We start from the raw sequence: 23,340 nt of genomic DNA, 5'->3' as shown, positions 1-23,340 counted from the left end.
GCATCCGTTTGCGGCCACCGCCGCGCGGCCGCCCGACCAGCGGCCACCATCCCGAAAGGGCACAGCGCATGGAGCACAACGAGCCCGACCGCCTCTCCGCGGCCCAACTGGCCGCCGTGCGACGCAGCTTGGCGAACGGGCGAGGCGCACTCTCCCGCCGTTCGCTTCTGCGCGCGTCGGGCGTCGGCGCGCTTGCGGTCGGCGGCGCCGGCATATTGAGCGGCTGCGGAATCCCGCCCGCCAAGCGGGAGGCCGGAGCGGCCGCCTCGGACGACCACTCGGATCAGGAGAAGCAGATCAACTTCTCCAACTGGACCGAGTACATGGACATCAGCGAGGACGAGAAGAGCCGTCCCACTCTGGTGGAGTTCACCAAGCGCACCGGGATCAAGGTCAAGTACACCGAGGACATCAACGACAACGTCGAGTTCTTCGGGAAGATCCAGCCGCAGCTCGCGGCGGGCCAGGACACCGGCCGCGACCTGATCAATGTGACCGACTGGCTGGCCGCCCGGATGATCCGGCTCGGCTGGGTGCAGAAGCTCGACGCGTCGCTCCTCCCGCACGCGTACGCCAACCTCTCGCCCCAGTTCCGCAGTCCGGACTGGGACCCGGGGCGCGCCTACTCCTACCCCTGGACCGGAATTCCGGCTGTCATCGCCTACAACGTCAAGGCGACCGGCGGCCGCAAGGTCGACTCCGTCACCCAGTTGCTGGACGACCCGACCCTCAAGGGCCGGGTCAGCTTCCTCACCGAGATGCGGGACACGGTCGGCCTGACCCTGCTCGACATGGGCAAGGACCCCGCCAAGGTCAACGACGCCGACTACGACGCCGCTGTCAACCGGCTCCAGAAGGGCGTCGACAAGAAGCAGATCCGCCGCTTCACCGGTAACGACTACACCTCGGACCTCGACAAGGGCGACATCGCCGCCTGCGTCGCCTGGGCCGGTGACCTCATCCAGCTCCAGGTCGACAACCCGGACATCAAGTTCTCGATCCCGGCCGCCGGCTACATGACGGCCACCGACAATCTGCTGGTCCCTGCGCATGCCCGGCACCAGAAGAACGCCACCCGGCTGATCGACTACTACTACGAGCTGCCCGTCGCAGCCCAGCTCGCCGCGTACATCAACTACGTGACCCCGGTCGCCGGAGTCGGCCCGGAGCTCGCGAAGATCGACCCGGAGCTGGCCAAGAACCCGCTGATCATCCCGGACGAGGCCATGGCGGCCAAGTCCCACTCCTTCCGCTCGCTCTCCTCCAAGGAAGAGACGGCGTACGAAGAGAAGTTCGCCAAGCTCATCGGCGCCTGACCTCCCCTGCTCCCTTCGACACACCGGGACTGCGACCCATGACTGAAAAGACAAAAGGCGGCGACGTCCGTCTCTCCGGGATCAGCAAGACCTACGGCTCCTTCACGGCCGTCCACCCGCTGGACCTGACCGTTCCGCAGGGCTCCTTCTTCGCCCTGCTCGGCGCCTCCGGCTGCGGAAAGACCACCACCCTGCGGATGATCGCCGGACTCGAGGACCCGACCGCCGGAACCGTGTTCCTCGGCGACAAGGACGTCACCGGCCTGCCGCCGCACAAACGCCCGGTCAACACGGTCTTCCAGAGCTATGCGCTCTTCCCGCACCTCGACATCTACGAGAACGTCGCGTTCGGGCTGCGCCGGCGCGGCATCACGTCGGTGAAGAAGCAGGTCGGCGACATGCTCGACCTCGTGGAGCTGGGCGACTTCGCCAAGCGCAAGCCGCACCAGCTCTCCGGCGGCCAGCAGCAGCGGGTAGCCGTCGCCCGCGCGCTCATCAACCACCCCCAGGTGCTGCTCCTCGACGAGCCGCTCGGCGCCCTCGACCTCAAGCTGCGCCGCCAGATGCAGCTCGAGCTCAAGCGCATCCAGACCGAGGTAGGCATCACCTTCGTCCATGTCACCCACGACCAGGAAGAGGCCATGACCATGGCCGACACCGTCGCGGTGATGAACGCAGGACGTGTCGAGCAACTGGGCGCGCCCGCCGAGCTCTACGAGAACCCGCAGACCACCTTCGTCGCCAACTTCCTGGGCACCTCCAACCTCATCGAGGCCGAGGTCGTCGAGAACAGCGGCGGCGAGGTCGTAGTCACGGCCGCCGACGCCAAGCTGCGGCTGCCCGCCGAGCGCTGTGCCACCCAGCCGCGCACCGGCGGAAAGCTGCTGGTCGGCGTGCGTCCGGAGAAGATCTCGCTGGCGCACGCGGACGACGCGGGCACGATCGCCGAGGGCCGCAACCGGTTCACCGGCAAGATCGCGGACTCCAGTTTCATCGGCGTCTCCACGCAGTACGTCATCGACAGCCCGGTCTGTCCGGAGCTGGAGGTGTACGTACAGAACATCGAGCGTGACTCGCGGCTCGTCCCCGGGGCCGAGGTCGTCCTGCACTGGAACCCGGAGCACACCTTCGGACTCGACGCGGCTCAGGACATCGACGCCGGTGTGGAGACGGTGGAGGTGACGCCATGACCGTCACCGAGGCACCGCCCGCCTCGCCCGCTCCCCAGCCGGTCGAGCCGGTCGTCCGCAAGCAGTCCGTCCGGCGGAAGCTCGTCCCGTACTGGCTGCTGCTGCCAGGCATCCTGTGGCTGATCGTCTTCTTCGCGCTGCCCCTGGTCTACCAGGCGTCGACCTCCGTGCAGACGGGCTCCCTGGAAGAGGGCTTCAAGGTCACCTGGCACTTCCAGACCTACTGGGACGCGCTGACCCAGTACTACCCGCAGTTCCTGCGCTCGCTGCTGTACGCCGGCACGGCCACGATTCTGTGTCTGCTGCTCGGCTACCCGCTCGCGTATCTGATCGCGTTCAAGGCGGGCCGCTGGCGCAATCTGCTGCTGGTCCTGGTTATCGCGCCGTTCTTCACCAGCTTCCTGATCCGCACGCTCGCCTGGAAGACGATCCTCGCGGACGGCGGCCCGGTGGTGGAGGTGCTGGGCAGCATCGGCTTCCTGGACGTCACCAGCTGGCTAGGGATCACCGAGGGGAACCGGCTGCTTGCCACCCCGCTCGCGGTGGTCTGCGGTCTCACGTACAACTTCCTGCCGTTCATGGTTTTGCCGCTGTACACCTCGCTGGAGCGGATCGACCCGCGACTCCACGAGGCGGCCGGTGACCTGTACGCGAAGCCGTCCACCGTCTTCCGCAAGGTGACCTTCCCGCTGTCCATGCCGGGCGTCGTCTCCGGCACACTGCTGACCTTCATTCCGGCCAGCGGCGACTACGTCAACGCCGAGCTGCTCGGCTCCACGGACACCAAGATGGTCGGCAACGTCATCCAGTCGCAGTTCCTGCGCGTGCTCGACTACCCGACCGCTGCCGCGCTGTCCTTCATTCTCATGGCGGTCGTGCTGATCATGGTCACCGTCTACATCCGCCGAGCCGGGACGGAGGATCTCGTCTGATGCGTTGGATACGGCACCACCTGGTGGTCATCGCGGGCCTGCTCACGCTCGCGTACCTGATCCTTCCGAACATCGTCGTGATGGTGTTCTCGTTCAACAAGCCGGCCGGCCGGTTCAACTACTCCTGGCAGGAGTTCTCCACCGACGCGTGGAAGGACCCGTGCGGCGTCGCCGACATGTGCGGCTCGCTCGCGCTGTCGCTCCAGCTCGCCCTGTGGGCGACGATCGGCGCCACCGTCCTCGGCTCGATGATCGCCTTCGCGCTGGTCCGCTACCGCTTCCGGGCGCGTGGCGCGATCAACTCGCTGATCTTCCTGCCGATGGCGATGCCCGAGGTGGTCATGGCCGCCTCGCTGCTGACCCTCTTCCTCAACCTGGGCGCGGAGCTGGGCTTCTGGACCATCCTCATCGCGCACACGATGTTCTGCCTGAGCTTCGTGGTCGTGGCGGTCAAGGCACGTGTGCTGTCGATGGACCCCCGCCTGGAAGAGGCCGCGCGTGACCTCTACGCCGGTCCTGTGCAGACGTTCCTACGGGTCACGCTGCCGATCGCCGCTCCCGGCATCGCTGCGGGCGCGATGCTCGCGTTCGCGCTCTCGTTCGACGACTTCATCATCACCAACTTCAACTCGGGCAACACCGTCACCTTCCCCATGTTCGTGTGGGGCTCGGCCCAGCGCGGCACTCCCGTCCAGATCAACGTCATCGGCACGGCCATGTTCGTCATCGCCGTACTGATCGTGGTCTCCGCCCAGTTGATCAGCAGCCGGCGGAAGAAGACCGCACTACCCAAGTAGGCCCCGAAGGAGTGGAAACCATGGCCCCAGCTGCCATGACCTTTGCCTCATCACTCTCCGACGCCCAGCCCGTCTCCTATTGGCTGGACGACCCCGCGAAGCCGGGCGCGCTCCCCGCGCTCACCGGTGACGAACACTGTGACCTCCTCGTCGTCGGCGGAGGTTACAGCGGACTGTGGACCGCGCTGCTGGCCAAGGAGCGCGACCCCGGCCGGGACGTCGTACTGATCGAAGGGCGCGAGGTGGGCTGGGCCGCCTCGGGCCGCAACGGCGGCTTCTGCGCCGCCTCCCTCACCCACGGCTTCGGCAACGGACTCGCCCGCTGGCCCGGTGAGCTGGCCAAACTCGAGGAGCTCGGCGACCGCAACCTCGACGCCATCGAGGCTGCGGTCAAGGAGTACTCCATCGACTGCGACTTCGAGCGCACCGGCGAGATCGACGTCGCCACCGAGCCCTACCAGGTCGACGAGCTGCATGAGATGTACGAGGAGGCGACCCGGCTCGGCTTCGACGGCCTCGAACTCCTCGACCAGGACGCGGTACGCGCCGAGGTGAACTCGCCGACCTTCCTCGGCGGTCTGTGGAGCCGGCGCGGGGTCGCCATGCTGCACCCCGCCAGGCTCGCCTGGGGTCTCAAGCAGGCCTGCATGGACCTCGGCGTACGCGTCTACGAGAACACCCAGGGTCTCGGGCTCGGCACCTCCGGCGCAGGAATGGTGGTCCGCACGCCGTACGGCCGGGTCCTCGCCCGCCGTGTCGCGCTCGGCACAAACGTCTTCCCGTCGCTGGTCAGGCGGGTGCGCGCGTACACCGTCCCGGTCTACGACTACGCCCTGATGACCGAACCGCTCAGCGCTCAGCAGCTCGCCGAGATCGGCTGGAAGCGGCGGCAGGGGCTCGGCGACAGCGCCAACCAGTTCCACTACTTCCGGATCACCGCCGACCACCGCATCCTGTGGGGCGGCTACGACGCGATCTATCCGTACGGCGGCAAAGTCAGCGCCGAGATGGACCACCGGCCAGAGACGTATCTGAAGCTCGCAAGCCACTTCTTCCACTGTTTCCCGCAGTTGGAGGGCCTGCGCTTCAGCCACGCCTGGGGCGGCGCGATCGACACCTGCTCGCGCTTCTCCGCCTTCTTCGGCACCGCGCACGGCGGCAAGGTCGCCTATGCCGCCGGATATACGGGTCTGGGCGTCGGCGCCACCCGCTTCGGCGCGGACGTCATGCTCGACCTGCTCTCCGGCGAGCGCACCGAGCGCACCGAGCTGGAGATGGTGCGCAGCAAGCCGCTGCCGTTCCCGCCCGAGCCCGTCGCCTGGGCCGGTATCGGCCTCACCAAATGGGCGCTGGCCAGGGCGGACGCCAACGGCGGCCGCCGCAATGCGTGGCTGCGGGCGATGGACAGGCTCGGCCTCGGCTTCGACAGCTAGAGGTGACGCGGTTCACACCGCCGATCGGTAGCCGAAACCCGCGTAATCCCGCGCGCCCACCCCGCTCTCCCCGTGTGAACGCACCTTCTGCGGACACGGAATGGAGGCCGGGCAATTGACTGGCTCGGGGGCCAAGACTGCGGTGGAGTGGCTGGCATCGGTGGCGCCGGACCCGGACGCCTGCCGGTGGGATTGGGAGCGCAACCCCCTCGGTGTCGCCCTCCTGCCCGCAGGCCGGCGCTGGGACGTGCTGATCCTCAAGGCCGAGCTGGGCTGTCCGACGCTCGACGTACTGACCCGGCTGGTCGACCGGCCGGGGCCGGTCCTCACCGACTTCGACGATGCGCGCATGGGCTTCTTCGTACCGCCGGGCACAGCCGGGTGCTGGGTCGGCACGGGCGTACGCAGCGCGGGCCTGGGGACCTGGATCGTCGTTCCGTATCCGGGTCGGGCCGGCGACGGTGTGCGCTGGCTGATCCCGCCCGACGGCTCCGGCACGCTCACCGATCCCCTGCTGCTGGAGCTCGCGATGCACGAGGCGGCGGCGGGCCTCGCGCGCGGCGGCGGGTATTGAGGCGGCCCGGGTGCTGCCAGAGGTCTTGACAACAGCAATTGGTCTGGACCATGTTGTGCGCGCTCCCACTTGAATTCCCCCACGCCCGGAGGCAGTTGTGGACCGCACCAGACTTTTGGCCGCCCTGTCGGCGGCCGCCCTCGCCATCAGCGGACTTGTCGCCACGGCGACCTCCGCCGGAGCGGCCGACACCGAACTCGCCCGCAATGGCGGCTTCGAGGCGGGCCTGGACGGCTGGAGCTGTACGTCGGGCAGCGGCGTCGTCGTCAACTCGCCGGCCCACGGCGGAAGTTCCGCGCTCAAGGCAACGCCTGCGGGCAGCGACAACGCCAAGTGCAGCCAGACGGTGACGGTCAAGCCCAACTCCGACTACACGCTGAGCGGCTGGGTCCAGGGCAGCTATTTCTACCTGGGCGCATCGGGCACCGGCACCACCGACGTCTCCACCTGGACGGCGTCCGCGCCGAGCTGGCAGCGGCTGAGCACGACCTTCCGCACGGGCGCGGCCACCACCTCGGTAACGATCTACACCCACGGCTGGTACGGCACACCCAGCTACTACGCCGACGACCTCTCCCTGCTCGGCCCCGGCGGCGACCCGGTCCAGATCCCGGCCGCCCCCACCGGCCTCACAGCGGGGTCCCCCGGCTCCACCTCGGTCCCGCTCAGCTGGTCCCCGTCCTCCGGCGCCACCAGCTACCACGTCTACCGGGGCGGCACCAAGGTCCAAACGGTGAGCGGGACTTCGGCCACCGTCACCGGACTGGCCCCCTCCACCTCGTACAGCTTCCAGGTCTCGGCGGCCAACACGGCGGGCGAGTCCGCGAAGTCGGCGGCGGTCACCGCGACCACCACCTCGGGCGGCGGCGGCAGCGGCGGCGAGCTGCCCGCCCACGCCCTCGTCGGCTATCTGCACGCCAGCTTCGCCAACGGCTCCGGCTACACGCGCATGGTCGACGTCCCCGACTCCTGGGACGTCATCAACCTCGCCTTCGGCGAACCGACCTCGGTCACCTCCGGCGACATCCGCTTCAGCCTCTGCCCGGCGTCCGAGTGCCCGAACGTCGAATCGACCGCCGACTTCAAGGCCGCCATCAAGGCCAAGCAGGCGGCCGGCAAGAAGGTCCTGATCTCCATCGGCGGCGCCAACGGCCAGGTCCAGCTCTCCACCACGGCCGCCCGTGACACCTTCGTCTCCTCGGTCTCGAAGATCATCGACGAGTACGGTCTCGACGGCCTGGACATCGATTTCGAGGGCCACTCGCTCTCCCTGAACACCGGCGACACGGACTTCCGCTCCCCGACCTCACCGGTGATCGTCAACCTGATCTCGGCGATCAAGACCCTCAAGGCGAAGTACGGCTCCGACTTCGTGCTCACCATGGCCCCGGAGACGTTCTTCGTGCAGCTCGGCTACCAGTACTACGGCTCGGGCCCCTGGGGCGGCCAGGACCCGCGGGCCGGGGCGTACCTCCCGGTCATCCACGCCCTGCGCGACGACCTCACCCTGCTGCACGTCCAGGACTACAACTCGGGCTCGATCATGGGCCTGGACAACCAGTACCACTCCATGGGTGGCGCGGACTTCCACATCGCCATGACCGACATGCTGCTGACCGGCTTCCCGGTCGCCGGCGACACCACCAAGGTCTTCCCCGCCCTGCGCCCCGGGCAGGTCGCCATCGGCCTGCCCGCATCCACCCAGGCGGGCAACGGCCACACCACGCCGGCGGAGGTGAACAAGGCACTGGACTGCCTGACGAAGAAGGTGAGCTGCGGCTCGTACCAGACCCACGGCACCTGGCCGTCCCTGCGTGGCCTGATGACCTGGTCGATCAACTGGGACCGGTTCAACCAGTGGGAGTTCTCGAAGAACTTCGACGCCTACGGATGGAGTTGACGATCAGCAGCATCCCGCACAGGCACCAGCTGCCGATGACGTCCAGCGGCCAGTGATAACCGTGCAGGACGAGTCCGATGCCCGTCGCCAGGGTCAGCACCACGGCGACGGGCATCGCCCATCTGCGCCTGAGATACGGGGTGATGAGCATCGCCGCGCCGCAGTAGGCCACCATCGCGGTCGCCGCATGGCCGGAGGGGTAGAAGCCGGTCACCTCGGTGAGCGGGCCCTGGCGGTCGATCAGAGCCTTCAGGGGCGCGACGAGCGCGGGAACGGCGGCCATGGCGAGGGCGGCGTACAGCGCCTCGGTCCGATGGCCGCGCCACACCGCGTACGCGATGGCCGCGCCCAGGACAGGAAGCGCGACCTCCATGCTGCCGAGGTCGGCCAGCTGACCGGTCAGCGTCCAGGGGCCGCGGCCGGCGATCCTGAGCTCGACGCGTTCGTCCAGCGACCGCAACGGCCCGTCCGCGGCCACCTGCCAGGTGATCAACGCAAAGACGACGGCGCACAGCGCCACAAGCGACGCGGAAAGAAGAGAAGCCGGCCGCCTCGGAACAGGGGGGGTAGTTCCGAGGGGGCCGGCCGGACCGGTTTGCCGCGCGCCCCGGGGGGTTTGGGGCGGGCGGCCATCCGATCGGTGAGGAGTTCCGGAGCCGGAAGCTCCAGTGGTGTGCGCGAGGGCACAACCAAGACGGGGCTGGGGAGGCTCCGCCGTGGTGTCGCCCGCAGTCCCCTGCGAGCGGGGTGTTTCTCTCATCTGCAGAAACCGTACGGCAGGGGCCGGGGGGACCGACAGGCGGATCTCCATCCCGCCATCGGCCCCCCACAGCTTCTTCACAGGCCCTGACTGTTCCACTTGGTCAGACGTCGGTCAGACGCTGGTCACACGCCGGCGAAGGCCTGCTCGATGATGTCCAGACCCTCGTTGAGCAGGTCCTCGCCGATCACCAGCGGGGGCAGGAAGCGCAGCACATTGCCGTACGTGCCGCAGGTGAGGACCAGCAGACCCTCGGCGTGGCAGGCCTTGGCGAGTGCGGCGGTGGCGGCCGGGTTCGGCTCCTTGGAGTCGCGGTCCTTGACCAGCTCGATCGCGATCATCGCGCCGCGGCCGCGGATGTCGCCGATGATGTCGAACTTCTCGGCCATCGCGGTGAGGCGGCCCTTCATGACCTCCTCGATGCGCTTCGCCTTGCCGTTGAGGTCGAGCTCCTTCATGGTCTCGATGGCGCCGAGCGCGCCGGCGCAGGCCACCGGGTTGCCGCCGTAGGTGCCGCCGAGGCCGCCCGCGTGCGGGGCGTCCATGATCTCGGCGCGGCCGGTCACGGCGGCGAGCGGCAGACCGCCCGCGATTCCCTTGGCGGTGGTGATCAGGTCCGGGACGATGCCCTCGTCCTCGCAGGCGAACCACTGGCCGGTGCGGCAGAAGCCGGACTGGATCTCGTCCGCGACGAACACGATCCCGTTGTCCTTCGCGAACTGCGAGATCGCGGGCAGGAAGCCCTTGGCCGGCTCGATGAAGCCGCCCTCGCCGAGGACCGGCTCGATGATGATCGCGGCGACGTTCTCGGCGCCGATCTGCTTGTTGATCATGTCGATGGCCTGGGCGGACGCCTCGGCGCCGGCGTTCTCGGGGCCGGTCAGCCAGCGGTAGCCGTACGCCACGGGCACCCGGTAGACCTCGGGCGCGAACGGCCCGAAGCCCTGCTTGTACGGCATGTTCTTGGCGGTCAGCGCCATCGTGAGGTTGGTCCGGCCGTGGTAGCCGTGGTCGAAGACCACGACGGCCTGGCGCTTGGTGTAGGCGCGGGCGATCTTCACCGCGTTCTCGACGGCCTCCGCGCCGGAGTTGAACAGCGCGGACTTCTTCGCGTGGTCGCCCGGCGTCAGCTCGGCGAGTGCCTCGGCGACCTCGACGTACCCCTCGTAGGGCGTGACCATGAAACAGGTGTGGGTGAAGTCGGCGAGCTGCGCGGACGCGCGGCGTACGACGGCCTCGGCGGAGGCGCCGACGGAGGTCACTGCGATGCCGGAGCCGAAGTCGATGAGGCGGTTGCCGTCCACGTCCTCGATGACACCGCCGCCGGCGCGGGCGGTGAACACGGGCAGCACGGACCCCACACCGCTGGCGACCGCGGCGGTACGGCGGGCCTGCAGCTCGATCGACTTCGGGCCGGGGATGGCGGTGACGACGCGGCGCTCCTGCGGGATTGCGGTCATGAGGGGCTCCTGGGGGTGTTCCGGACGCTACTTCTCTTTCTCCGCAGGCTAGGCGCGGGAGAGGGGGCCGGGCATGCGCCGTTCGGGAGTGTTGGGGGTGTGTCGTTGTCCGCGCCGGACATAGGCGGGCGGGGGCTGGGCGGGCTGGTCCGTGCCTGGACCCCCGGCCGAGAAGCAGGGCAGCAGGCACGTGCCCGGACCGCCAGGGCGGGGTGCATCAGTGAACTACCCCGGCAGGGGCACTAGATTGACGGGTGCACAGAGCGGGCCTGGCTGGTCAGGGGGCAGCGGTTCATGGATTCCGAAGGCACATTCGACGCACGCGGCACACGGTCAAACCCGGTGCCACGGCAGGCGAGGCCACTAGTCGTCCCCGGGATCCCCGCCGTCCCCGGCCATGCGCCCACCACCCGCCCCGCCGTCGTCGACTGGCTGCGCACCCCGCGCCCGGCCGCCGACCCCGGCATCTGGCGGCTCGGCCACCGCGCCCGTCCCGAGGAAGAGCCCGAGCTCGTCCCGGCCCGCCGCCTCTTCGCCGGTGCCCTCATCGCACTGCTCAGCGGCTGGCTGCTGTGGTCGCTCCTGTGGAACGGCTACCTCGGCCGCTACTGGATCTGGCCGCTCCTCGTCCTGACCCCCGACTCCTGGCGCTCCGACCCGCCCACCTGGGCGACGGCCAGCTACATCTACTACGCGATCGTCGGCGGCGCCCTGCTCGTGTTCTTCGCCCGGATCGGCCACGTACCGGAGATCTGGCACCGCTATGTGCGCCGCGCCGACAAGCCGGTCACCGCCCCGCCTCGGCCTCCGGAGGCCGACCCCGCCGACTGGCCCGAGCTGCGCGCGGCCGGCCTGTCCGACGCGGCGCGGAGCCTCGCCGAAGCCACCCGCTCCGGCGCGCTCGGTGATGTCGACTACGCGCGGATCCGGCGCGCCTGGCAGGGTGTCCACGCCCGGCCCGAACGGCTCGCCGCCTTTACCGACACCGTGCGCAAGCACGGCCCGGCCGCCTGCGCCCACCCTTCCGGCGGACGCGACCTGCCCGTCCGCACCGCAACCCACGACCTGGCCACCGCACAGGTCAAGATCGGCACCGCCGTCGACGACCCCCGAAACCCCTACGCCCGCCGCACCACCGGCGTCGCCCTCGAACCCGCTCTCCTCGGCACCTCGCTGCTCGCCGTCGGGCCCTCCGGGTCCGGCAAGAGTGTGCGTCTTGTGCGGCCCGTCGTCGAGTCGATGTGCCTGCTCGCGCTCGCCAACCGCGCGGCCGTCGTCGCCGTCACCGCGTACGGCACCGGCCTCGCCCCCGACGACGCCTTCGACCTCGTCATCGGCGTCGGCCGCCCCGACTCCACCCACGACCTCGACCTCTACGGCGGCGCCGACGACCCCGACGAGGCCGCCCGGATGCTCGCCGAGGCCCTCGTCGGGGATCTCGCCGCCACCCATCCCGGCGGTGACAGCAGGCGCGCCGCCACCGCGCTGGCCCAGCTGATCGGGCCCTACCAGTGCGTCCACGGCCACTTCCCCGCCGTACCCGAGCTGCGTGAGCTGCTCGGCGGCGCGCCCGCCGCGGTCGGCGCGCTGCGCACCGCCCTGGAGGCCGCCGCCGACCCCGGCGCCGCCGCCCAGCTGCGTGAACTGGACGCCAGGGAACGGCAGTCGGCCCGCGCCGACGACATCGGCGTACTGCTCGCCGAGCGGATTTCCTTCCTTGACCGGCCCGCCTTCGCGCACTTCTTCCGTACCGACGGCGGCGGCCGGCAGTTCTCGCTGCGCGCCATCGAGCACCCGCTGCGGGTCCGCGTCGACCTGCCCGAGCGCGGCCACGCCGAGGCCTCGCGGATCATCGCGCGCCTGGTCCTCGCCCAGTTCACCGAGGCCGCGCTGACCCGCTCCGACCGGTCCCTGTTCGCCGCTCTCGTCCTGGACGACGCGACGTACACCGTGACCGCCGACTCTGTGCGCGCGGTACAGCGGCTGCGCTCCGCCAACGCCGGCGTGGTCTTCGCGCTGCGCACTCTGGAGGACGTGCCTGAGCCGCTGCGCGGCCCGCTGCTCGGCGCGGTCGGCTGCCGGATGGCATTCGCCGGGCTCGCGCCCTGGGACGGCGGCCGGTTCGCCGAGACGTGGGGCACCGAGTGGGTGCAGACCCGGGACGTCACCAACCGGCAGATCATCTCCGACGAGCCCCTCACCAAGGCGCTGCACATGATGCGCCGCCTGGTCACCGGTAAGGCGGCCACCGCCGAGGCGATCACCGTGCGGGAGGTCGAGCGGGCCCGCTGGTCGGCGTCCGACCTCGCGCACGCGGTGCCCGCCGGGCACGCGGTGCTCTCGCTGACGACCGTACGGGGCGAGCACGCGCCGCCCCTTCTGGTGGATCTGAGGACCTGACCCGAGCCACGCACTGCTACGCCCTGGCAGAATCGATGTACGCCGTTCGTACGGGACGGCGAAATCATCTGCACCTCTGCGCGTCTGTTCGAAGGGCTCAAGGTCCCATGCCGCCCACGCTCGCCTCGCTCGTCCAGCACTCGGCGCTCAAACTCACCGTGCGCGCCGGGGAGGACCGGCTCGAGACGCCCGTGCGCTGGGCGCATGTCAGCGAACTCGCCGACCCCGTGCCGTACATGGAGGGCGGCGAGCTGCTGCTCGTCACGGCGATGACCCTGGACGCCGAGGACCGCGAGGCGATGCGCCGCTATGTGCGCAGGCTCGTGGGCGCGGGCGTCGTCGGGCTCGGCTTCGCGGTCGGCGTGTACTACGAGGACATCCCGGACGCGCTCGTCGAGGCGGCGAAGGAGGAGGACCTTCCGCTCCTCGCCGTACCGCGCAAGACCCCCTTCCTCGCCATCAGCAAGGCGGTCTCCGCCGCGATCGCCGCCGACCAGTACCGCGCGGTGACGGCCGGTTTCGAGGCACAGCGAGAGCTGACGCGGGCCGCGCTCGCCGAGGGCCCCGGCGGCGTCGTCGCCCGCCTCGCCGCGCATGTCAACGGCTGGGCCGCGCTGTACGACGCGTCCGGCGCCGTCGTCGCGGCAGCGCCCGAATGGGCCACACGGCGGGCCGCCCGGCTCACCGCCGACGTGGAGCGGCTGCGTGAGCGGTCCGCGCCCGCGAGCGCGGTGGTCGGTGACACCGACGACGACCGGGTCGAACTGCAGTCGCTGGGCAGCGGGCGGCGGGTGCGCGGCGCGCTGGCCGTCGGCACCGGAGCGCCGCTGGGTACCGCCGAGCGGTACGCCGTGCACTCCGCCGTCGCCCTGCTGACCCTCTCCACGGAGCGCTCCCGCTCGCTCCAGGAGGCGGAACAGCGGCTCGGCGCGGCGGTGCTGCGCATGCTGCTTTCCGGCCAGCAGGACCATGCGCGCGCGGTCGCCGGAGACCTCTACGGCGGGCTGCTCGACGCCCCCTTCCGGCTCCTGATCGCCGAGCCCGCGGGTGAGCCGGACCCGGCCGCCGAGCACCCGCTCCAGGCATTCGCCGAATCGCTGGAGTCGGCTGCGGCCAGGGCGGGCGAGCCGCTGCTCGACGTGCCGTACATGGACGACCGGCTGGTGGTGCTGGCCGCGGACGGCGGTGCGGTCGTAGCGGCCTGCACGGCGGCGTACGCGGACAAAGAGGCCGAGGACGCCGAGGTGGTGGTCGGACTCTCCGCGCCGACCGGGCCGATAGCTGCCGCGGGCGCGTACAAACAGGCCGAACAGGCGCTCTCGGTCGCCCGGCGGCGCGGACGCGCGCTCGTCGAGCACGAAGAACTCGCCGCCGGATCGGTCCTCCCGCTGCTCGCCGACGACGCGGTGCGCGCCTTCGCCGACGGCATGCTGCGCGCGCTGTACGAACACGACGCGACCGGCCGCGGCGACCTGGTCGCCTCCCTGCGCGCCTGGCTCTCGCGCCACGGCCAGTGGGACGCGGCAGCCGCCGACTTGGGCGTACACCGCCATACGCTGCGTTACCGGATGCGCCGGGTCGAGGAGATTCTGGGCCGCTCGCTGGACGACCCGGACGTGCGTATGGAGCTGTGGCTGGCCCTGAAGACGACATCGGCGGCGGCGTCGGACCAGGGCACCTGAGCGAGCTGCGGGCCCTCGCTGGTGCGTGCGAAGCAGCTCCCGGCGGACGCCCGCAGCGGGCGGGCCCGACCGGCGGACGCCCGCAGCCCACGGGCGGACTCGTCCCGGCGGACCCCGCAGCCGGCGGGTGAAGCCGCCCCCGGCGGACCGCCGCAGCTCGTGGGCGAGCTCGCTCCCGGCTCCCGGGACACCGGCCCGCCCCGGAAAAAGCACCCCTCCCCGCCAATTCGGCGTGCCCGCAGACCCCCACACTCCACGCCGGACAAACGACCATCCGCCCACACGGTCCTACCGTGGGGCGAAGACAACCCCACTACTTCGGAAGGGCCGGGACCCGAACATGACTTCCACCCACGCCTTCTGGCTCGCCGGCCGCCAGGCCACCGGCGAGGCAACCTTCGACGTCACCTCTCCCTGGGACGGACGTCTCGTCGGTCAGGTCTCCGTCCCGACCGACGCCCAGGTCGAGGCGGCCGTCGCCGCCGCACACGCCGTGCGGGACGAGTTCGCGGCCACCCCGGCCCATGTACGCGCCGCTGCCCTCGACCATGTCTCGCGCCGCCTCGTCGAGCGCACCGAGGAGATCGCCCAGCTGATCTCCGCCGAGAACGGCAAGCCGGTCAAGTGGGCCCGCGGCGAGGTCGGCCGCGCCGTCTCCGTCTTCCGCTTCGCGGCCGAGGAGGCCCGCCGCTTCAACGGCGGCGAGGCCCAGCGCCTGGACACCGACGCCGGCGGAGCCGGCCGGCTCGCGCTGACCCGCCGCTTCCCCAAGGGCGCCGTCCTCGGCATCGCGCCGTTCAACTTCCCGCTGAACCTCTGCGCCCACAAGATCGCCCCGGCGATCGCGGTCGGCGCGCCGATCATCCTCAAGCCCGCCCCGGCGACCCCGCTGTCCGGGCTGATCATCGGCGAGCTGCTGGGCGAGACCGAGCTCCCCGCAGGCTCCTGGTCGGTGCTCCCGGTCCCGAACGACAAGATGCCCGCTCTCGTGCAGGACGAGCGCCTGCCGGTGATCTCCTTCACCGGCTCCGACAAGGTCGGTTACGCGATCATGGACTCGGTGCCGCGCAAGCACTGCACCCTGGAGCTGGGCGGCAACGGCGCGGCCGTAGTCCTCGGCGACTTCGCCAGTGAGCAGGATCTGGACTGGGCGGCGACCCGTATCGCTACCTTCTCCAACTACCAGGGCGGCCAGTCCTGTATCTCGGTGCAGCGTGTGATCGCCGACGCCACGGTCTACGACCGTCTGCTGCCGAAGATCGTCGCGTCCGTCGAGGCCCAGGTCACCGGCGACCCGTCCGACTCCGCCACCGACGTCGGCCCGCTGGTCAGCGAGGACGCCGCCAAGCGCGTCGAGTCCTGGGTCGACGAGGCGGTCCAGGCGGGCGCGAAGCTGCTGGCCGGCGGCAAGCGCGACGGCGCGTCCTACGCGCCCACCGTCCTCGCCGACGTCCCCGCGGACTCCACCATCGCCTGCGAGGAGGTCTTCGGACCGGTCCTCACGGTCAGGAAGGTCGACGGCGAGGCCGAGGCCTTCGCCGCCGTCAACGACTCCAAGTACGGCCTGCAGGCAGGGGTGTTCACGCATGACGTGCAGACCGCCTTCCGCGCCCACCGGGCCCTCGAGGTCGGCGGCGTGATCATCGGCGATGTGCCGTCGTACCGCGCGGACCAGATGCCCTACGGCGGCGCCAAGCAGTCCGGCGTGGGCCGCGAGGGCGTGCGCTTTGCGATGGACGACTACACGTACGAGCGGGTGCTGGTCCTCACCGGTCTGGCGCTGTAACGCCCGTACGCCACGGACGACGGCCGGAGCCCGCTGTGCGGGGGCTCCGGCCGTTGCCGTCGCTCCGGTGCGTAGCTCCAGTGCCGTACGGAGACTGGTGGAGAGGGCAGGAATCGGGTACTACGGACGAGTAGCACCGGTCGGTACGGCGCGCCTCCGTGCCTCCGGCCGAAGCCCCGGAAGTCCCCGACTCGCGGCGAGGTGAGCCTCATGTCCGCTCCACTCCAGAAGACCCAGCCACCGAAGGTCAGTGAGCGCGAAGCACGACAGGTCGCCGAGGCCGCGCGCGAACAGGACTGGCGCAAGCCAAGCTTCGCCAAGGAGCTGTTCCTGGGCCGCTTCCGCCTGGATCTGATCCATCCGCATCCGATGCCCGCCGGTGAGGACACCCGGCGGGGCGAGGAATTCCTCACGAAACTCCGCGTTTTCTGCGAGACGAAGATCGACGGTGCGCTCATCGAGCGCGAGGCGCGGATCCCCGACGAGGTGATCAACGGGCTCAAGGAGCTCGGCGCGCTCGGCATGAAGATCGACATCAAGTACGGCGGCCTCGGCCTCACCCAGGTGTACTACAACAAGGCGCTGGCCCTGGTCGGCTCGGCGAACCCGGCGCTGGGCGCCCTGCTCTCCGCCCATCAGTCGATCGGCGTACCGCAGCCGCTGAAGATCTTCGGCACGCAGGAGCAGAAGGATGCGTTTCTGCCACGCCTCGCCCGTACCGACATCTCCGCCTTCCTGCTCACCGAGCCGGACGTCGGCTCCGACCCCGCCCGCCTCGCCACCACAGCCGTCCCTGACGGCGATTCGTACATCCTCGACGGCGTCAAGCTCTGGACGACCAACGGCGTCGTCGCCGACCTCCTCGTCGTCATGGCCCGCGTCCCCAAGGGGGAGGGCCGCAAGGGCGGTATCACCGCCTTCGTAGTCGAGGCGGCGAGCGAGGGCGTCACCGTCGAGAACCGCAACGCGTTCATGGGTCTGCGAGGCCTCGAGAACGGCGTCACCCGCTTCCACCAGGTGCGTGTCCCCGCCGCGAACCGCATCGGCCCCGAGGGCGCGGGCCTCAAGATCGCCCTCACCACCCTCAACACCGGCCGCCTCTCGCTGCCCGCGATGTGCGTCGGCTCCGGGAAGTGGTGCCTGAAGATCGCCCGCGAGTGGTCGGCTGCCCGGGAGCAGTGGGGCAAGCCGGTCGCGAAGCACGAGGCCGTCGGCGCCAAGATCTCCTTCATCGCCGCGACCACTTTCGCCCTCGAAGCGGTCGTCGACCTCTCCTCGCAAATGGCCGACGAGGACCGCAACGACATCCGCATCGAAGCGGCGCTCGCCAAGCTCTACGGCTCCGAAATGGGCTGGCTGATGGCCGACGAGCTGGTCCAGATCCGTGGCGGCCGCGGCTTCGAGACGGCGGACTCCCTCGCGGCCCGCGGTGAACGGGCCGTTCCCGCCGAGCAGATGCTGCGCGACATGCGCATCAACCGAATCTTCGAGGGCTCGACCGAGATCATGCATCTGCTGATCGCCCGCGAGGCGGTCGACGCCCACCTCGCCGTGGCCGGCGACATCATCGACCCCGACAAGCCCCTGTCCGCCAAGGCGAAGGCGGGCGCGAACGCCGCGGCCTTCTACGCCCGCTGGCTCCCCAAGCTGGTCACGGGACCGGGTCAACTCCCGCGTACGTACGGTGAGTTCCACCCGGCCGGGCTTCCGGACCTCTCCGGGCATCTGCGCTATGTCGAGCGCTCCGCCCGCAAACTCGCCCGCTCCACCTTCTACGCGATGTCCCGCTGGCAGGGCCGGATGGAGACCAAGCAGGGCTTCCTCGGCCGGATCGTCGACATCGGCGCTGAGCTGTTCGCGATGAGCGCGACCTGCGTACGCGCGGAACTGCTGCGCACCACCGGGGAGCACGGCCACGAGGCGTACCAACTGGCCGACGTCTTCTGCCGCCAGTCCCGCATCCGCGTCGAAGAGCTCTTCACCCGACTGTGGTCCAACACCGACGACCTCGACCGCAAGGTCGTGGACGGCGTCCTGGCCGGTACGTACACCTGGCTGGAGCAGGGCATCGTCGACCCGAGCGGCGAGGGCCCCTGGATCGCGGACGCGACCCCGGGCCCGGCCGAACGGGACAACGTGCACCGCCCGATCCGCTGAGAACTCGACCGGACTGGTGTCCCTGCCCCACAATCGACCTTCGATCACGGTCAACACGGAAACGGGGCAGGGATGTTCGGGGCGGGGAATCAGTGCGGTCGGCGGCGGGCGGTCGCCCTGCTTGTGGCGGTCGTCCTCGGCGGTGTCAGCGCCTGCGGCGGCAGTGACGACAAGGGCGGCAAGGGCGGCGAGGCCGACGACAAGCCGTCCGCGTCCGCCCCCAAGGCGCTGACCGAGGCGCAGCTCAAGGCCGTCTCCTTCACCGACGGCGAGAAGGTCGGCCCGTACACCGCGTCGGAGTTCACCCTCGGCGCTCCGCTCGGCGAGGACTACACCGCGGATCCCGCCGTCTGCCAGCCACTCGTCAGCCTCGCCGAGGGCGCCACCGCGCACGACCCCGCCGCCGAGGTCAACCGCGAGGTCGACGTCGCCGACGAGATGGCCGGAATCAGCGTCGCCGTACAGCTGCGCTCGTACGCGAAGGGCGAGGCCGCCGCCGTCATGAAGGCCCTCGCCGCGGCCGGCACACAATGCGCGGGCGGCTTCGTCGAGGAGCGTGCCATCGCGAAGGCGAAATACCTCAAGGTGGAGCCCGCCAAGGCACCCGCCTTCGGGGACGAGGCCAAGGCGTACCGCTTCACCATCCTCGATGTGAAGGGGAAGCTGAAGCTGCACGAGTACCTCACCGTCGTCCGCTCCGGCTCGACCACGCTCTCCTTCCGCGCCGACTTCCTCGGCACCAAGGACATCGGTGCGGTGCCCGCGGAGGTCATGACGGCGCAGTGGGAGAAGTTCGAGGCGGGCCGTAGGTCCGGCGCGTAGGGAAGCGTACGGGGGCGCACAAAGGGGCGTACGCGGGGACGCACTGTCCGGCCGGACAGGACTTGCGGCCACAATGGGGTCATGAGCGACAGCCCATCCCCCCTCGCCGACCCGCATATCGTCTTCGACGCGACCGAAGGCCGCCGGAACATCGTCGTCCTCGGTTCCACCGGGTCCATCGGCACACAGGCCATCGACCTGGTCCTGCGCAACCCCGACCGCTTCCGCGTCACCGCGCTCTCCGCCGCCGGCGGCCGCGTCGGACTCCTGGCCGAGCAGGCACGGCAGTTGCGGGTCGACACGGTCGCGGTGGCCCGCGAGGACGTCGTGCCCGCACTGCGCGAGGCGCTCGCGGAGCAGTTCGGCACCGAGCCCCTGCCCGAGATCCTGGCCGGGCCGGACGCCGCCGCCCAGCTCGCCGCATCCGCCTGCCACACCGTGCTCAACGGCATCACCGGCTCCATCGGCCTCGCCCCCACCCTCGCGGCGCTCGAAGCCGGCCGGACCCTCGCCCTCGCCAACAAGGAGTCGCTCATCGTCGGCGGGCCGCTGGTCAAGGCCCTCGCCAAGCCGGGCCAGATCATCCCGGTCGACTCCGAGCACGCGGCCCTCTTCCAGGCACTCGCGGCCGGGACGAGGGCCGACGTACGCAAACTCGTCGTGACCGCGTCGGGCGGCCCCTTCCGCGGCCGTACGAAGGCGGAGCTGGCGGACGTCACCCCCGAGGCCGCCCTCGCGCACCCGACCTGGGCGATGGGCCCGGTGATCACGATCAACTCCGCGACCCTGGTCAACAAGGGGCTTGAGGTCATCGAGGCGCATCTGCTCTACGACATCCCCTTCGACCGCATCGAGGTCGTCGTCCACCCCCAGTCGTACGTCCACTCCATGGTGGAGTTCACGGACGGCTCGACCATCGCTCAGGCCACCCCGCCGGACATGCGCGGCCCGATCGCCCTCGGTATCGGCTGGCCCGAGCGGGTCCCGGACGCAGCCCCCGCCTTCGACTGGTCCAAGGCCTCGACGTGGGAGTTCTTTCCGCTCGACACCGAGGCTTTCCCTTCGGTGGGACTCGCCCGGCACGTGGGGGAGCTGGGCGGGACGGCCCCGGCGGTGTTCAATGCCGCGAACGAGGAGTGCGTGGACGCGTTTCTCGCCGGGCGGCTGCCGTTCAACGGAATCATGGATACGGTCACCGAAGTCGTCGCCGAGCACGGTGTGCCCGCCAAGGGAACCTCGCTCACGGTGGCGGACGTCCTGGAAGCGGAGACCTGGGCCCGGGCGCGGGCCCGGGAACTGGCAGTGAAGGCAACAGCGGAGGCTCGCGCATGACGATTCTGTTGACGGTCCTCGGCATAGCGCTGTTCGCCGTGGGACTGCTGTTCTCCATCGCCTGGCACGAGCTCGGCCACCTCTCGACGGCCAAACTCTTCGGCATCCGCGTGCCCCAGTACATGGTCGGCTTCGGCCCGACCCTCTGGTCCCGGCACAAGGGCGAGACGGAGTACGGCATCAAGGCCATCCCCATGGGCGGCTACATCCGCATGATCGGGATGTTCCCGCCGGGGGAGGACGGCCGGATCGAGGCACGGTCCACCTCGCCCTGGCGCGGGATGATCGAGGACGCCCGCTCGGCGGCCTTCGAGGAGCTGAAGCCCGGCGACGAGAACCGTCTCTTCTACACGCGCAAGCCGTGGAAGCGCGTGATCGTGATGTTCGCGGGACCGTTCATGAACCTGGTCCTCGCCGTCGCGATCTTCCTCGGTGTGGCGATGTCCTTCGGCTTCCCGACCCAGACCACCGAGGTGGCAGGCGTCCAGAAGTGCGTCATCTCGCAGAACGAGAACCGCGACAAGTGCCAGAAGGGCGACCCCGTCTCGCCCGCCCAGGCCGCCGGCCTGCAGAAGGGCGACAAGATCGTCGCCTTCAACGGCGAGCCCGTCGCCGACTGGTCCGAGCTGTCGAACCACATCCGCGAGACGATCGGCCCGGCCACCATCACCGTGGAGCGCGACGGCAAGGAGCAGGTACTGAAGGCCACCCTCGCCCAGAACATGGTGGTCAAGAAGGACGCGGACGGAGAGGCCGTCCCCGGCGAATTCGTTCCGGCCGGCTATCTCGGCTTCGCCGCGCAGACCGAGATCCTCCCGCTCTCCTTCACCGACTCCATGGACCGCATGGGCGACATGATCCAGAACGGCGCCGAGTCGGTCATCGCGCTGCCGTCCAAGATCCCCGACCTGTGGAACGCGGCCTTCGGCGACGGTGAGCGCAAGGACGACTCCCCGGTCGGCGTGGTCGGTGCGGCCCGAATCAGCGGCGAGTTGATGAACGTGGACGCCCCGACGCAGAACATCGTCGCGTGGTTCCTGATGCTGCTCGCGGGCTTCAACCTCTCGCTGTTCCTGTTCAACATGCTGCCGCTGCTGCCGCTGGACGGCGGGCACATCGCAGGGGCGCTGTGGGAGTCCGTACGCCGCAATGTCGCGAAGCTGTTCCGGCGTCCCGACCCCGGTCCCTTCGATGTGGCCAAGCTGATGCCGGTCGCCTACGTCGTGGCGGGGATCTTCATCTGCTTCACCCTGCTCGTGCTGGTCGCCGACATCGTCAACCCGGTCAAGATCAGCTGAGCAAACCGCTGTGCCGACGGCCGGGCACCCTTTGTGTCCGGCCGTTCACCTCTGCGTTCACCTTTGTATTCACCTTTGTATTCACCTTTGAGTGGATTCGACGGCGCGATGTGCTGGGCCGAACCTCAGTGCCGTAATCTCGATGGCTGGAGCCCGCCGATCTCGGGACCACGATCCACACCTTGGGGTTGCACAGCAGATGACTGCAATTTCTCTCGGAATGCCGTCCGTTCCGACCAAGCTCGCCGACCGGAGGGTCAGCCGCAAGATCCAGGTCGGTTCCGTGGCCGTCGGCGGGGACGCTCCCGTATCGGTGCAGTCGATGACGACCACGCGCACTTCGGACATCGGCGCGACGTTGCAGCAGATTGCGGAACTGACCGCGTCCGGCTGCCAGATCGTACGGGTGGCGTGTCCGACCCAGGACGACGCGGACGCGCTTGCCACCATCGCGCGCAAGTCGCAGATCCCGGTGATCGCGGACATTCACTTCCAGCCGAAGTACGTGTTCGCGGCGATCGACGCCGGGTGTGCGGCGGTGCGGGTGAACCCGGGCAACATCAAGCAGTTCGACGACAAGGTCAAGGAGATCGCCCGCGCCGCCGGCGAGACCGGCACCCCGATCCGTATCGGTGTCAACGCCGGTTCGCTCGATGCCCGGCTCCTCGCCAAGTACGGCAAGGCGACCCCCGAGGCGCTCGTCGAGTCGGCGCTGTGGGAGGCGTCGCTCTTCGAGGAGCACGGCTTCCGCGACATCAAGATCTCGGTCAAGCACAACGACCCGGTCGTGATGGTCAACGCCTACCGGCAGCTCGCCGCCCAGTGCGACTACCCCCTCCACCTCGGCGTCACCGAGGCCGGACCCGCCTTCCAGGGCACCATCAAGTCGGCCGTCGCCTTCGGCGCGCTGCTCAGCGAGGGCATCGGCGACACCATCCGGGTCTCGCTGTCCGCTCCGCCCGCCGAAGAGGTCAAGGTCGGTATCCAGATCCTGGAGTCCCTCAACCTCAAGCAGCGCCGCCTGGAGATCGTCTCCTGCCCCTCCTGCGGCCGTGCCCAGGTCGATGTCTACAAGCTCGCCGACCAGGTCAGCGCCGGTCTCGAAGGCATGGAGGTGCCGCTGCGCGTCGCCGTCATGGGCTGCGTCGTCAACGGCCCGGGCGAGGCCCGCGAGGCCGACCTCGGCGTTGCCTCCGGAAACGGCAAGGGCCAGATCTTCGTCAAGGGCGAGGTCATCAAGACCGTGCCCGAGTCGAAGATCGTCGAGACCCTCATCGAAGAGGCGATGAAGATCGCCGAGCAGATGGAGCGGGACGGCATCCTCTCGGGCGAGCCTGAGGTCTCGGTCAGCTCCTGACGTCCCGGCCGCAGGCCCCGCCCAGAAGTCTCGGGCCGGCCGGCGATTGCGTACGGGCCCCGTGCACGCCCCTGGCGTGTGGCGGGGCCTTGCGCTGGGCTCGGCACCCCGCAGACCTGCCAGGTACAGTGCGGAGATCAGCAG

At 69.9% G+C, this 23,340-nt stretch carries 17 protein-coding genes; 15 read left to right on the top strand and 2 right to left on the bottom strand.

Features of this window, described 5'->3' with window-relative positions:
- Window positions 1-68: 68 nt before the first annotated feature.
- From QFZ67_RS10420 to QFZ67_RS10390, 7 genes are all read left to right on the top strand, one after another.
- The gene (locus QFZ67_RS10420) at window positions 69-1,316 is read left to right on the top strand and encodes a PotD/PotF family extracellular solute-binding protein (protein WP_307660816.1); all 1,248 of its coding nucleotides are present in this window, start codon (window positions 69-71) and stop codon (window positions 1,314-1,316) included.
- A gap of 38 nt (window positions 1,317-1,354) precedes the next feature.
- Window positions 1,355-2,506, top strand: a complete 1,152-nt coding sequence (locus tag QFZ67_RS10415) for an ABC transporter ATP-binding protein (RefSeq protein ID WP_307660815.1) — start codon at window positions 1,355-1,357, stop codon at window positions 2,504-2,506.
- Window positions 2,503-3,438 (top strand): ABC transporter permease, encoded by a 936-nt coding sequence (locus QFZ67_RS10410; RefSeq protein ID WP_307660814.1) that lies wholly within the window; start codon window positions 2,503-2,505, stop codon window positions 3,436-3,438. The genes QFZ67_RS10415 and QFZ67_RS10410 overlap by 4 nt, the downstream gene beginning before the upstream one ends.
- Entirely contained in the window at window positions 3,438-4,235 is a 798-nt protein-coding gene (locus QFZ67_RS10405) for an ABC transporter permease (RefSeq protein WP_307660813.1), read from the top strand. The genes QFZ67_RS10410 and QFZ67_RS10405 overlap by 1 nt, the downstream gene beginning before the upstream one ends.
- 20 nt (window positions 4,236-4,255) lie before the next feature.
- A complete protein-coding gene (locus QFZ67_RS10400) occupies window positions 4,256-5,668 on the top strand; it encodes an FAD-binding oxidoreductase (RefSeq protein WP_307660812.1) in 1,413 nt (470 codons plus the stop codon).
- Window positions 5,669-5,783: 115 nt separating this feature from the next.
- Window positions 5,784-6,242 (top strand): hypothetical protein, encoded by a 459-nt coding sequence (locus QFZ67_RS10395; protein WP_307660811.1) that lies wholly within the window; start codon window positions 5,784-5,786, stop codon window positions 6,240-6,242.
- Between the two features lie 97 nt (window positions 6,243-6,339).
- Complete coding sequence (locus QFZ67_RS10390) at window positions 6,340-8,142, top strand: chitinase (RefSeq protein WP_307660810.1); 1,803 nt, start codon at window positions 6,340-6,342, stop codon at window positions 8,140-8,142.
- On the opposite strand, the gene QFZ67_RS10385 is transcribed toward QFZ67_RS10390, so the two are convergent.
- Window positions 8,093-8,902, bottom strand: a complete 810-nt coding sequence (locus tag QFZ67_RS10385) for a phosphatase PAP2 family protein (protein WP_307660809.1) — start codon at window positions 8,900-8,902, stop codon at window positions 8,093-8,095. The two genes, QFZ67_RS10390 and QFZ67_RS10385, sit on opposite strands and share 50 nt — an antisense overlap.
- A gap of 125 nt (window positions 8,903-9,027) precedes the next feature.
- On the bottom strand, window positions 9,028-10,362 hold the full coding sequence (gene gabT / locus QFZ67_RS10380; RefSeq protein WP_307660808.1) for a 4-aminobutyrate--2-oxoglutarate transaminase: 1,335 nt from the start codon (window positions 10,360-10,362) through the stop codon (window positions 9,028-9,030).
- Between the two features lie 294 nt (window positions 10,363-10,656).
- Here gabT and QFZ67_RS10375 point away from each other — a divergent pair, with 294 nt between their 5' ends.
- From QFZ67_RS10375 to ispG, 8 genes are all read left to right on the top strand, one after another.
- Window positions 10,657-12,762 carry an ATP-binding protein gene (locus QFZ67_RS10375; protein WP_307660807.1) on the top strand — a complete coding sequence of 702 codons (2,106 nt, stop codon included), beginning with the start codon at window positions 10,657-10,659 and terminating at the stop codon, window positions 12,760-12,762.
- A gap of 107 nt (window positions 12,763-12,869) precedes the next feature.
- On the top strand, window positions 12,870-14,444 hold the full coding sequence (locus QFZ67_RS10370; RefSeq protein ID WP_307660806.1) for a PucR family transcriptional regulator: 1,575 nt from the start codon (window positions 12,870-12,872) through the stop codon (window positions 14,442-14,444).
- Between the two features lie 340 nt (window positions 14,445-14,784).
- Window positions 14,785-16,230, top strand: a complete 1,446-nt coding sequence (locus tag QFZ67_RS10365) for an aldehyde dehydrogenase family protein (protein ID WP_307660805.1) — start codon at window positions 14,785-14,787, stop codon at window positions 16,228-16,230.
- Between the two features lie 210 nt (window positions 16,231-16,440).
- Window positions 16,441-18,387 (top strand): acyl-CoA dehydrogenase family protein, encoded by a 1,947-nt coding sequence (locus QFZ67_RS10360; protein ID WP_307660804.1) that lies wholly within the window; start codon window positions 16,441-16,443, stop codon window positions 18,385-18,387.
- Between the two features lie 72 nt (window positions 18,388-18,459).
- Window positions 18,460-19,209, top strand: coding sequence for a hypothetical protein (locus QFZ67_RS10355; protein ID WP_307660803.1), 750 nt, complete (start codon window positions 18,460-18,462; stop codon window positions 19,207-19,209).
- 81 nt (window positions 19,210-19,290) lie between these two features.
- Window positions 19,291-20,541 (top strand): 1-deoxy-D-xylulose-5-phosphate reductoisomerase, encoded by a 1,251-nt coding sequence (gene dxr, locus QFZ67_RS10350; protein WP_307660802.1) that lies wholly within the window; start codon window positions 19,291-19,293, stop codon window positions 20,539-20,541.
- The gene (locus tag QFZ67_RS10345; RefSeq protein ID WP_307660801.1) at window positions 20,538-21,839 is read left to right on the top strand and encodes an RIP metalloprotease; all 1,302 of its coding nucleotides are present in this window, start codon (window positions 20,538-20,540) and stop codon (window positions 21,837-21,839) included. The genes dxr and QFZ67_RS10345 overlap by 4 nt, the downstream gene beginning before the upstream one ends.
- A gap of 199 nt (window positions 21,840-22,038) precedes the next feature.
- Window positions 22,039-23,196, top strand: a complete 1,158-nt coding sequence (gene ispG / locus QFZ67_RS10340; RefSeq protein WP_307660800.1) for a flavodoxin-dependent (E)-4-hydroxy-3-methylbut-2-enyl-diphosphate synthase — start codon at window positions 22,039-22,041, stop codon at window positions 23,194-23,196.
- Window positions 23,197-23,340: the final 144 nt, after the last annotated feature.

The sequence above is a fragment of the Streptomyces sp. V1I1 genome, assembly GCF_030817355.1.
Taxonomy (GTDB): Bacteria; Actinomycetota; Actinomycetes; order Streptomycetales; family Streptomycetaceae; genus Streptomyces.
This window is presented reverse-complemented; position numbering and strand designations above follow the sequence as displayed.